At 59.5% G+C, this 11,489-nt stretch carries 12 protein-coding genes; 6 read left to right on the top strand and 6 right to left on the bottom strand.

Annotated elements, in window-relative coordinates; all coding sequences use genetic code 11:
• Positions 1-143 precede the first annotated feature (143 nt).
• Positions 144-638: a glycine zipper domain-containing protein gene (locus ACYP2Q_RS12350; protein WP_459730718.1), complete on the top strand. Its 495-nt coding sequence runs from the start codon at positions 144-146 to the stop codon at positions 636-638.
• 66 nt (positions 639-704) lie between these two features.
• Here ACYP2Q_RS12350 and ACYP2Q_RS12345 read toward each other — a convergent pair whose 3' ends face one another.
• The 3 genes from ACYP2Q_RS12345 to ACYP2Q_RS12335 form a co-directional block, all read right to left on the bottom strand.
• A complete protein-coding gene (locus tag ACYP2Q_RS12345; RefSeq protein WP_459730717.1) occupies positions 705-1,124 on the bottom strand; it encodes an acyl-CoA thioesterase in 420 nt (139 codons plus the stop codon).
• 76 nt (positions 1,125-1,200) lie between these two features.
• The gene (locus ACYP2Q_RS12340; protein ID WP_459730716.1) at positions 1,201-2,427 is read right to left on the bottom strand and encodes a 3-hydroxyacyl-CoA dehydrogenase; all 1,227 of its coding nucleotides are present in this window, start codon (positions 2,425-2,427) and stop codon (positions 1,201-1,203) included.
• 114 nt (positions 2,428-2,541) lie between these two features.
• A complete protein-coding gene (locus tag ACYP2Q_RS12335; protein WP_459730715.1) occupies positions 2,542-4,470 on the bottom strand; it encodes a RecQ family ATP-dependent DNA helicase in 1,929 nt (642 codons plus the stop codon).
• 344 nt (positions 4,471-4,814) lie between these two features.
• On the opposite strand from ACYP2Q_RS12335, the gene ACYP2Q_RS12330 reads away from it, so the two are divergent.
• The 3 genes from ACYP2Q_RS12330 to ACYP2Q_RS12320 all read left to right on the top strand — a co-directional run bounded on the left by ACYP2Q_RS12330 (position 4,815) and on the right by ACYP2Q_RS12320 (position 6,522).
• Positions 4,815-5,105 carry a hypothetical protein gene (locus ACYP2Q_RS12330; protein WP_459730714.1) on the top strand — a complete coding sequence of 97 codons (291 nt, stop codon included), beginning with the start codon at positions 4,815-4,817 and terminating at the stop codon, positions 5,103-5,105.
• A gap of 166 nt (positions 5,106-5,271) precedes the next feature.
• On the top strand, positions 5,272-5,625 hold the full coding sequence (locus ACYP2Q_RS12325; protein ID WP_459730713.1) for a DUF1493 family protein: 354 nt from the start codon (positions 5,272-5,274) through the stop codon (positions 5,623-5,625).
• Between the two features lie 42 nt (positions 5,626-5,667).
• Positions 5,668-6,522, top strand: a complete 855-nt coding sequence (locus ACYP2Q_RS12320; protein WP_459731037.1) for an EamA family transporter — start codon at positions 5,668-5,670, stop codon at positions 6,520-6,522.
• Between the two features lie 60 nt (positions 6,523-6,582).
• Here ACYP2Q_RS12320 and ACYP2Q_RS12315 read toward each other — a convergent pair whose 3' ends face one another.
• From ACYP2Q_RS12315 to ACYP2Q_RS12305, 3 genes are all read right to left on the bottom strand, one after another.
• Positions 6,583-8,124: a phosphoenolpyruvate carboxykinase gene (locus ACYP2Q_RS12315; protein WP_459730712.1), complete on the bottom strand. Its 1,542-nt coding sequence runs from the start codon at positions 8,122-8,124 to the stop codon at positions 6,583-6,585.
• A 179-nt stretch (positions 8,125-8,303) separates the two neighbouring features.
• Positions 8,304-9,206, bottom strand: coding sequence for an Hsp33 family molecular chaperone HslO (gene hslO, locus ACYP2Q_RS12310; RefSeq protein WP_459730711.1), 903 nt, complete (start codon positions 9,204-9,206; stop codon positions 8,304-8,306).
• A gap of 210 nt (positions 9,207-9,416) precedes the next feature.
• Positions 9,417-9,821, bottom strand: a complete 405-nt coding sequence (locus ACYP2Q_RS12305) for an RNA-binding S4 domain-containing protein (protein ID WP_274075090.1) — start codon at positions 9,819-9,821, stop codon at positions 9,417-9,419.
• A gap of 215 nt (positions 9,822-10,036) precedes the next feature.
• Here ACYP2Q_RS12305 and rimB point away from each other — a divergent pair, with 215 nt between their 5' ends.
• Together rimB and rimK are read left to right on the top strand one after the other, a co-directional pair.
• Positions 10,037-10,516: a retropepsin-like aspartic endopeptidase RimB gene (gene rimB, locus ACYP2Q_RS12300; RefSeq protein WP_459730710.1), complete on the top strand. Its 480-nt coding sequence runs from the start codon at positions 10,037-10,039 to the stop codon at positions 10,514-10,516.
• On the top strand, positions 10,513-11,418 hold the full coding sequence (rimK, locus tag ACYP2Q_RS12295) for a 30S ribosomal protein S6--L-glutamate ligase (RefSeq protein WP_020795792.1): 906 nt from the start codon (positions 10,513-10,515) through the stop codon (positions 11,416-11,418). Before rimB ends, rimK begins: the two co-directional genes overlap by 4 nt.
• Positions 11,419-11,489: the final 71 nt, after the last annotated feature.

The raw sequence follows: 11,489 nt of genomic DNA, 5'->3' as shown, positions 1-11,489 counted from the left end.
AAGACCGGTGAAAAATCATTAAGTTCCGCCCAAAAAACAGCAACTTATAGAAATGTGCTGAAGTCGTGTTACTCGTCGGATTTCGATTGTCACACCCATGACACAGCCTCAGGATCGCGTCGTCATCCCCTTGAGGTTCCTTTATGAAGTTCTCCTCGATTCTCTTGTTGTCCCTTGGCCTGGTCAGTGGCATCGCTTCTGCTGGCGGCAACACCGAAGCAGGTGTGGGCGGCGCATTGGGCGGGGTTTTGGGCTCGGTCGTCGGTCAGTCCATTGGCGGCAATACAGGTTCCACCATTGGCGCAGCCCTGGGCGGCGCGGGTGGTAGCGCAGTCGGCGCAGACAAACACAGCCGTGGCGAAGCCGCCATCGGTGGTGCGCTGGGCGCAGCAGGCGGTAACGTGGTTGGCCGCAGCGTGGGCGGCACCACCGGCAGCCTGATCGGCTCCGCAGCAGGCGGCGGTGCCGGTGGCGCGCTGGGTAACTACATGGGCAACAAGGCCGATGATGATGACGACGATGACGGTCGTCGTTATCGCGGCCATGATGATCGTCGTTACTACCGTGACGGCCACCCGGGCCGCGGTCATGCCTATGGCCATCGCAAGCATCACAAGTACTATCGCCATCGCCGCTGAGACCGGAACGGTTTCGCTGGCAGGAAAAAAATCGCAGCCCAAGGGCTGCGATTTTTTTTGTCTGCTTTAAACCTCCAGACGCTCCAGGGCGTTGCGCAACCCCAGCGGAATCGCCACCGGCTGATTCGATGCCCGGTCGACGAACACATGCACGAAGCGCCCCGCTGCGCAGGCCTCATCTTCCCCTTGCTTGAACACCGCCAACTCGTACTGCACCGAGCTGGTGCCCAGCTTACCGACTCGAAGGCCGATCTCGATCCGGTCCGGGAAGGCAATGGAAGCGAAGTAATCACAGGCTGAACTCACCACGAAGCCCACCACCTCGCCATCGTGGATATCCAGGCCACCGACTTCGATCAGGTAAGTGTTCACCGCCGTGTCGAAGAAACTGTAATAGGTGACGTTGTTGACGTGACCGTAAGCATCGTTGTCGTGCCAGCGTGTGGTGATGGGTTGCAAATGTGGGTATTCGGAGCGTTGGGGCATCGTGGTCGAGTCCTGAGGTTGGGTATTACCAGTCCATGTCGAAACCGTGTCGCATTCTTCGCTGGCAAGCCAGCTCCTACAAATCGGCAAACCCTTTCCCAAACGGTGCCAACTCACCAATCAACCGCGCCGGACTCCAGTGATCACCTTGGCGAGTCTCCAGCGCCAACAGCCGCTGATGAATATCCGCTAGTCCCTGCTGATCGGCCCAGGCCATCGGTCCGCCCTTGTCCGCCGGGAATCCGTATCCGTTGAGGTAGACCAGATCAATGTCGTGGGCCGATCCGGCGATCCCTTCCTGAAGGATCTTCGCGCCCTCATTGACTAGCGCCAGCAGGCAGCGCTCGAGGATTTCTTCCTGGCTTATCTCGCGACGATGGAACCCCAGCCCTTCGCTGACTTCCAGCACCAGTGCATCGACCTGCGGATCGTGCTCCGCCTGACGGCTACCGGGTTCATAGTGGTAGAAACCGTTACCGCTCTTCTGGCCAAAACGGCCCAATTCACATAGACGGTTATCTACCTGCACCTCAGGCGCATCCTGCCCCACGCCCGATAGTTGCCGAGCACGCCATTGCAGGTCCACACCGACTACGTCGAACATACGGAACGGCCCCATGGCGAATCCGAAGCCTTGCAGCGCCGCATCCACCTGATAGGGATAAGCGCCCTCCAGCAGCATTTTGCGAGCCTCCAGCACATAGGTGTTGAGCATGCGATTGCCGATGAAACCGTCGCAATTGCCCGAGACCACGCTGACCTTGCCCATGCGCTTGCCCAACGCCAGTGCGGCCTCTAGCACAGACGGGGCAGTCTGGGCTCCGCGGACGATTTCCAGCAGCTTCATAATGTGTGCAGGGCTGAAAAAGTGCAGGCCCAGGACTTGTTCCGGACGGTTTGTGACGGCAGCGATGGCATCGATGTCCAGCGCTGAAGTGTTGCTCGCCAGAATGGCTTCAGGTTTGAGGAGGCCATCCAGTTCGCGGAAGATTGACTGCTTGAGCTCGAGGTTTTCGTAGACGGCTTCGATCACCAGGTCGACATCGCGGATGGCCGCATAATTGGCCGCTGCCGTGACCCGGGCGATGCGGGCGTCGGCCTCAGCCTGATTGATCCGCTCCTGTCGCACGCTGTGGGCGTAGGTGTCGGCGACGGCAACCAATGCTTGTTCAAGCATCTGCGGATTGTTATCGACCCATTGCACCGTCACCCCGGCGTTGGCCAGGCACATGACAATGCCGCGGCCCATGGTGCCTGCGCCGATGACGGCTGCGCGCTGAATATCGAACGGTGTCTGGCTCATGTTTGTTCTCTTGTTGGCGATCCAAAGACAGCCCTCACCATAGTCAGCCGCCGCGTTTTTTTGAAATTTATTCCTGTGATGAGCAACATTCAGCGGATGGATGCACCTTACAGGTTAGAGGTGTGCTTCGGCCCACCCACGAACCTCGGCATACGGATAATCCTCCAACACCGCAAACCCGGAAATCGTCCGCACCTTGAGCTTGGTAAACAGCGGCACATTAATCCCGCACAGAAACCGCGTCACCCGCTCGGCCGACGGCAAACTCCCAGTGTGGTGCTCATGCCTGTGGATAAAATCGCCACAGAGCGTCTCGAAACTCTTATCCACAAGCGCTGGCAACTCCGGAGGTGCAGGCAGCCGCGCCACTTGCCCGTGGCAAACCGAACAATGCCCGCACTGGCGGGGCGCATTGTCGTCGCCGAAATACTCGGCCAGGCGATATCCCAGGCAGCGATCCGTGGCGAACAGGTCCAGCATGGCGTGAATCCGCGCAATCTCGGTCTGTTCATGCCGAGTGAAGCCAGCGTGCAACTCTTGACTCAACGCGGCACTGTCGAAACCGGTTTGCAGCAAACTGTAGACCTCGGTCATCAGCTTGCTTTCAAGCTCGACCCAGCCCTTTTCCTGGAAATAATCCAGCGCCTTGACCACCCGACTGCGCTCGGCCTGATGCTGCTCATACAGCGCATCGAAATTCACCGTGGCCCAGGTACGTGCGCGGCTGGACGTCTGGATGATCGCCGCGACGAAATCCCTGCGCTCACCCTCGAAGCGAGCCAGCAATTGCTCGGGCTCCTGCAGATACTTGAACCGGTATTCGGCGTAGTAGGCGTAACGCGGAGCGATCAGGCCACGAAGCTCCAGCTGAACCAGCAAGGTCTTGAGCGGTAGCTGGCGGATGTTGCTCTGGTCCGCCAATGGCCCCAGCAGAAACTCCCATTGTCCCTCGGGCGCGGCGGCCTGCATCTCGTCCAGCACGCAGCGGATACCGTCCAGTTCAGGCGTGTCGCCGTAGACGAAGTTTTCCAGAACGTTGAGGCTGTCGCGGTTGGCCAGCACCAGGCAGTCCGACGGCTGCCCGTCACGCCCGGCACGGCCGATTTCCTGGCTGTAGTTTTCGATGGACTTGGGCAGGTCGAAATGCACCACATTACGGATATCGCTCTTGTCGATACCCATGCCGAAGGCGATGGTGGCGACGATGCAGTTGGACTGCCCGCCCATGAAACGCTTCTGGATGCCTTCGCGCTGCTCGTGAGGCAGACCGGCGTGATAGGCCTCGGCCTGAATGCCATGGCGCTGCAGATGTTCGGCAATGTGCTCGGCAGTTTTCTGCAGGGTGACGTAGACAATGCTCGGCTGGCCGGGTCGTTGGCTCATCCATTCCACCAGGCGTCGGCGTTTGTCGTGGCCGCGCACCGGCTCCACCCACAGGTTGAGGTTCGGCCGATAGAAGCCGGTGGTCACCACGTCGTCAGGTTCGATGGCGAATTTCGCCTGCATGTCGGCGATCACTTTCGGGGTCGCGGTGGCGGTCAGCAACAACACCTGGGGGATGTTGAACTGGCGCTGGTAGTCCGGAAGCTTGAGGTAATCCGGGCGAAAGTTATGCCCCCATTCGGAGATGCAGTGCGCTTCGTCCACTACCAGCAGCGAGATCGGCACCTGCTGCAGGAAATTACGAAAGCGCTCGTTTTTCAGGCGTTCGACAGAGATCATCAGGATTTTCAGTTCGCCCGACTTGGCGCGGGCCATGACTTCGCTGGCATCATCGCGGCTCTGGGCCGAATCGATGCTGCCCGCCGCAATGCCGTGGCGTTGCAGGAACGCTAACTGGTCCTGCATCAACGCCAGCAATGGCGAGACCACCAGCGTCAGGTGTGGCAACAATACGGCCGACAGCTGATAGCAAAGGGACTTGCCGGAGCCAGTCGGGAAAATAGCCGCCGCCGAGCGCCCCGCCAGCACCGCACTGACCGCTGCCTCCTGGCCGGGCCGAAACTGTGGATAACCAAAAACCTGTTCCAGGGTGTTGTGCATAAGCTGTCACTCCGTTGACTGCTGCGATGAGCAAAGCCTAGCCGGCGATCGCAGCGAGTCGAGAAAAGGTCGGGGGCAAAAACGATACGGGATGATACAGCGGATGGCTTGAGGAATGCGGCGCCTGGCAAATCGCCTTCGCGGGCAGCAAAATTCGAAATGACCTACACCATCCGAGGCGCCTGTAGTCCCTTTCCTCAATAACCGCGCAAAACCCTACAAAACCTGTCGATCTCAGCCGTCTTGTCGCACAACACCACGCCCTTCTATAGTTTCCGGCAAGGCTGAAAGCAGTGTCTGGGCCGACCGGGCGCATTTGCCGATTTCCCACAGGACCCACCTCGATGAACCGCCCCGAGCCACTGACCGACCGCTATCGTCCGCTCAAATCCAGCAACAGCGAAACCCCGGTACTGGTGATCGACACCGAGGCCGATCCCCTGGAAATCCTCGACTCTGCCCGCCAACGCATCCGCGCCGCCAGCGACCTGCTGGAAACCTTGTACGGCCTGTGCTTCAAACAGGCCGACGCCCGCGATATCCCCAACATCGTCAATGCCCTGTACCTGCTGACCCAGGACGGCAACGACCTGCTCGACATCGCCCGGCAACGCCTGCCCAAACTCGCCGGCTGAAGAACCACAATCCCCTGTAGGAGCTGGCTTGCCAGCGATGAACGATAACGCGGTCCACTGCCATCGCCAAGTACATGCAAAATGCTTCGCCGCAATCTGCTCCCACCCTTCCCATCCTCTTTAACGAACAATAAGATTTGCCCGAGTCCCAGTCAGACATTTTTCCATGAACCTCTCCCCCAACCTCCCCGAAGACCCCACCCTCCACCAGCTCATCCAGCTGCTGCACGAAGAACTCGGCCTGCCCGAACGCAAATCCATCAGCCTCGATACCTCGATCAATTTCGACCTGAACTGCAACGGCGCCGATGCACAGCATTTGATCCAAACTCTGGAAGACCACTTCGCCATCGATTTCGTGGACTACGACAGTTATCGCTATTTCCAGCCTGACGGCTACGATGTATTTCTTAAGCGCAAAGCCAAGGGCCGCGGCGACAAGGTACCGCTGACCATCGGCATGCTCTACCGGGCGATCAAAGCCCAACGCTGGGACACCGATGAACTTGAAGGGCAGTAACGTCCCGGCGAATAACGATAAGGACCTTGCGTGGACGTTCTGATGGGCTTGTTGGCCGCCTTGCTGTGGGGCGGTACGGATTTTCTGGTGGGCATGAATGCCCGCGCGGTTGGCGTCAAACGTGCCGTGTATTTTGGTCAGGCGCTGGGCTTTACCATCATGAGCCTGCTGTTGGTCGTCTTCCCCGTATTCATACTTCGCTCGATGGCCGCGCCGCTCGAAACCTGGTTGATCGGCGTCGCCGCTGCCGTGCTGACCGTATCTGGCGCGCTGGCCTTGTCCAAGGCCTTTGCCCTCGGCAAGGCCTCCATCGTCGCGCCGCTGGTGACGTCCTACGGTGTGGTGACCACGCTGCTGTCCTGGGCCGGCGGTGAGCAGATCAGTCTGCTGCAATTGCTGTGCATCGCGCTGTGCGTCCTTGGCGTCGTACTCTCCAGCATTCATTCCGACCCGAAGTTGCCCCACACCACGCAGGCAAGCAGCTCGATTGCCTATGCGCTGGTGGCGGCGCTGTTCTACGGCACAAGTTTCTGGCTGCAAGGTCGCTTCGTCCTGCCGTCACTCGGGCCGGTCACCATGCTCTGGCTCGCGTATCTGGTGGGCCTGATGGTTCTGGTGGTGATCGTACTGAGGATCGACGACGGCTTGAAAATCCCGCCGCTGAAAAACTGCCTGACGCTGACCGGCGCCAGCCTGATGAACCTCGGCGGGTTTTCGTCATTCGCCTGGGGGGCGGTGGCTGGCTCGGTTTCGGTGGTGACGGTGATCAGCACCTTGTCAGGCGGGATCGCGGCGATCCTGGGGTATGTGTTTTTCAAGGAACGGCTGGGGAAGGTGCAGGTGCTGGGCGTCGTGCTGGTGTTGGTCGGCGCATTCGTTCTACATCTGAAAACCTGAACCGTCGCCCACAAAAAAGCCGCCCCGATGGGCGGCTTTTTCATTGCATCAAACAAACACTTACAACTGAGGACCTGCAGCCTTGATCGCGTCGCTCACTTCGAACTTCTTGAAGTTCTCGATGAACAGGCCGGCCAGTGCTTTGGCGGCTTCGTCGTAGGCGGCTTTGTCGGCCCAGGTGTTGCGTGGGTTCAGCAGGCCAGTCTCAACGCCCGGTACGGCCAGTGGCACGTCGAGGTTGATGGTGTCCAGGTGCTCGGTTTCGGTACCGATCAGCGCGCCGCTCTGGATCGCTGCGATCACCGCGCGGGTGGTCGGGATGTTGAAGCGCTTGCCGACGCCGTAGCCACCGCCGGTCCAGCCGGTGTTGACCAGGTAGACCTTGGAACCGAAGCCGCGGATGCGTTTGATCAGCAGTTCTGCGTATTCGCCAGCCGGACGCGGGAAGAACGGTGCGCCGAAGCAGGTGGAGAAGGTCGACTTGATGCCGGTTCCCGAACCCATTTCAGTCGAGCCCACCAGAGCGGTGTAGCCGGACAGGAAGTGGTAGGCCGCTTGTTCTTCGTTGAGTATCGACACTGGCGGCAGTACGCCGGTCAGGTCGCAGGTCAGGAAGATCACAGCGTTCGGCTCGCCACCAAGGTTCTTCTCGGAGCGCTTGGCAACGTGCTCCAGCGGGTAGGCGGCACGGCTGTTCTGGGTCAGGCTGACATCGGCGTAGTCGGCGTGCTTGGCATCGTCGATAACGACGTTTTCCAGGACTGCGCCGTGCTTGATGGCTTTCCAGATGACTGGCTCGTTCTTCTCGGACAGGTCGATGCACTTGGCATAGCAACCGCCTTCGATGTTGAACACAACACCCTCGCCCCAGCCGTGCTCGTCGTCACCGATCAGGTAACGGCTTTCGTCGGCGGACAGGGTGGTTTTACCAGTGCCGGACAGACCGAAGAACAGGGTTACATCGCCTTCTTCGCCGATGTTGGCGGCGCAGTGCATTGGCAGCACGTCGGAGGCCGGCAGCAGGAAGTTCTGCACCGAGAACATGGCTTTCTTCATTTCACCGGCGTAACGCATGCCAGCGATCAGCACTTTCTTTTGCGCGAAGTTGAGGATCACACAACCGTCGGAGTTGGTGCCGTCACGCTCAGGTACGCACTCGAAGTTGGCAACGTTGAGCACTTGCCACTCTTCACGGCCAGCCGGGTTGTACTGGGCCGGGTTGATGAACAGGCAACGGCCAAACAGGTTCTGCCAGGCAGTCTGGGTGGTCATCTTCACGGCCAGGTAGTGATCTTCGGCCGCGCCTACATGCACGTGGGAAACGAAGTGCTCTTGCGCGTTGTTGAATGCCTCGACGCGAGCCCACAGGGCATCGAACTTGTCGGCCGGAAATTTGCGGTTGATCGGGCCCCAGGCGATGGCGGCCGAAGTGGACGGCTCTTCAACGATGAAACGATCGACTGGCGAACGGCCGGTACGGTGACCGGTACGAACAACCAGTGCGCCGGTATCGGCAAGCTCGCCTTCACCGCGGTTGAGGGCTTCTTTAACCAGATCATCAACACTCAGATCGGTGTACACGGCGTTATTGGCTTGCGTCATGAGGTTCCCCGTCGGCCAGTGGCCGAGTGCTCCAAACGTTTTGTAGTAGAAAGTCGTGCACTACTACCGCGAAAAAAGTGGGCCGGATTATGCCAGAAAAGCCCAAAAAGAGTAGGGCCCTCCCGTCGTAACGGCGCTATTACGCCACTTTCCAGTGAATTTACCTGCGCTGAACCGTTTTAGTGCCGGGTAACTGACGGCGTCTCGACGCCCGCTCCGGCGAACAATTGAGTGACATCGGCGGCGTCGAACAGGTACTGCTGGTTGCAGAACTGGCAATCGATCTCGATTTTTCCACCGTGTTCGACCACCAGGTTTTGCGCGTCTTCCATACCCAGACTGACCAGCGCATTGGCCGAACGTTCGCGCGAGCAGCTGCAACGGAAGCGCAGTTTCTGCACATCGAACAGACGAACCTGCTCTTCGTGATAGAGACGATGGAGCACGGTTTCGTTGTCCAGGCCCAACAGCTCATCGGCCGTCAGGGTGGTGGCCAGCGCGGTGAGGTGTTGCCAGCTCGCGGCGCGTTCTTCTTCGTCTTTCAGGCGATCGGCGGGCAACTGCTGCAGCAACAGGCCACGGGCCCGACGGCCATCGGCGCAGAGCTTGATGCGAGTACCGATCTGCTGAGACATGACGAAGTAGTTGGTGAAGCAGTCGGACAAGGTTTCACCGTCGAGATCGACGACGCCCTGATAGCGCTGGCCCTGCTTCGGGTCGATGGTCAACGTCAGCGAGCCATCCGGCATCAGGTCTGCCAGGGTGGCGTCGGGGGCGATCCGGTCGGCTTCGTAACGGGCCAGGCCACGGATGTCACGCTCGCTGGAGCACTCGATCATCAGCAGTGGGATCGGGCCTTCGGAGCGAGCCTGAAGGATCAGCAGGCCGTCGAACTTCAAGGTGCCGACCAGCAACGCCGCAGCCGCCATCAGTTCGCCGAGCAGTTGCGCAACCGGCTCCGGATAGGCGTGTTTGGCCAGGACTTCAGCGTAGCTGAGTTCCAGCGAAACCATCTCGCCACGGGTGTCGCTGTCATCGAAGATGAAGCGTTGGGTGAAGTCGTTATCCGGTAAGTCGGTCATAAGTCTGGTATCTGAATAGGTGACAAAAGTGTTTACAGAACGAGGTTACGCCTTGGCTATAGCGTATGGCTGCCTGGTGGCTTAGAGGCCGGTGGCTGTGCGCGCTTTACGACGAATGGCACAAACACGGCAGACTAATTACCTCATATGGCTACGCACAGGCGCAATTACAAGTCCCGGCCTGATTGGCGTGATCGATGGTCCGGTCAATCACTCGTTGCTGCTGCCACGAAACTTGAACAGATCGCGCCGCTGTTTCTTGCTCGGCTTGCCATCGGTACTCACGCCCAAGGCACCGGCCTTGCGCTCGGCCGCGGCATTTTCGCGCTTGGCGATACTGGCTTCAGTCTCGGCATACAGCGTCTGTGCTTCGGGAGCACCGCGGCGCACGATCGACAGCGCCTGGACCACCACCGTGCGCTCTTCAAAGCCGGTGCGGATCACGAATTCGTCGCCAATACGCGGCTCCTTGCCCGGTTTGCAGCGCTCGCCCCGGCAGTGCACCTTGCCGCTTTCGATCGCCGCCTTGGCCAAGGCACGGGTTTTGTAGAACCGCGCTGCCCACAACCATTTATCGAGGCGGACTTTGTCGTCCTCTTCGTTTTTTTGTGCCATGGGATTTCCTCATCCTGAAATATTGATGAACTGTACTACCGTTTCCTCGTACCAAGAATTACGCCGTCTCGGATTACAATGCAGACATTCCAGAACCGCCTCGCGGGGCTGGAAATCCGGGCCGTAGATATCTGTCGCCTTTTAACCATTATTCTGCGTGAATACCGCGAATTCTGCCGCTTGCGGCCAGAGCGGTTTCTACCGGTTGAGCACATTTGAAGACATTTGACCATTTGACCGTTGTCGGTCTGCGCGAGTGGGTGGCGCTCCCGGATTTGGGAGTCGCGGGCCTTCGGGCAAAAATCGACACCGGCGCCAGCACCTCCAGCCTGCATGCCACCGACATCGAGACTTTCGACCGCGACGGCGAGCCGTGGGTGCGTTTTACCGCGCATCTGGGCACGGTGGTGCAGTTGCGCCACCGCCGCTGCGAAGCACCGCTGGTGACGAGAAAAACCATTAAAAGCTCCAACGGTCATGCGCAGGTGCGATACGTGATCAGCACCACCCTGGCCCTCGGCGACCGGGTCTGGCGGGTCGAGTTCACGCTAGCCTGCCGTAAATCCATGCGTTATCGCCTGTTGCTCGGTTCCAAAGCCCTGATTGATGGCCAGTTGGTCGTCAATCCGGGCATCAAATATGTACAAGACAAGCCGGTGTTCCCGGTATCTACCTCCTCCACAGGTGTTGCATGAAGATCGCTGTGCTGTCGCGGAACCCGCGTCTGTATTCCACCCGCCGCCTGGTCGAAGCCGGTACCGAACGCGGCCATGAAATGGTGGTGGTCGATACCCTGCGCGCCTACATGAACATTGCCAGCCACAAGCCGCAGATCCACTACCGCGGCAAGCCGCTGGAAGGCTTCGACGCGGTGATCCCACGGATCGGTGCGTCGGTCACGTTTTATGGTTGCGCGGTGTTGCGCCAGTTCGAAATGATGGGGGTTTTTCCGCTCAATGAGTCGGTGGCCATTGCTCGCTCGCGGGACAAACTGCGTTCGCTGCAATTGCTGTCACGCCGGGGCATCGGTTTGCCCGTCACCGGGTTTGCCCACTCACCGGACGATATTCCCGACCTGATCGAAATGGTCAACGGCGCACCCCTGGTGATCAAGGTGCTGGAAGGCACCCAGGGTATCGGCGTGGTGCTGTGCGAAACCGCCACGGCGGCGGAATCGGTGATCGAGGCATTCATGGGCCTCAAGCAGAACATCATGGTTCAGGAGTACATCAAGGAGGCCGGCGGCGCCGACATTCGCTGCTTTGTGGTGGGCGACAAGGTCATTGCAGCCATGAAGCGCCAGGCCAAACCCGGGGAGTTTCGCTCCAACCTGCATCGCGGTGGCAGCGCCAGCCTGATCAAGATCACCCCGGAAGAACGCATGACGGCTTTGCGCGCGGCGAAGGTCATGGGTCTGGCCGTGGCAGGGGTGGATATCCTGCGTTCCAATCACGGGCCGCTGGTGATGGAGGTGAACTCATCACCGGGGCTTGAGGGGATCGAGACCACCACCAGCAAGAACGTGGCGGGGATCATCATCGAGCATCTTGAGAAGAATGGTGGGCCGAATATGACGCGGACCAAAGGGAAAGGTTAAACCCAGTTTGTGGCGGCGGCAGGTATGCCGCCTTCGCGGGCAAGCCCGCTCCCACAGTGAGCTTCAGTGGA

The sequence above is a fragment of the Pseudomonas sp. MHK4 genome (assembly GCF_054600775.1).
The sequence above is the reverse complement of the archived record's forward strand: the minus strand, read 5'-3'. Positions and strand labels throughout refer to the sequence as shown.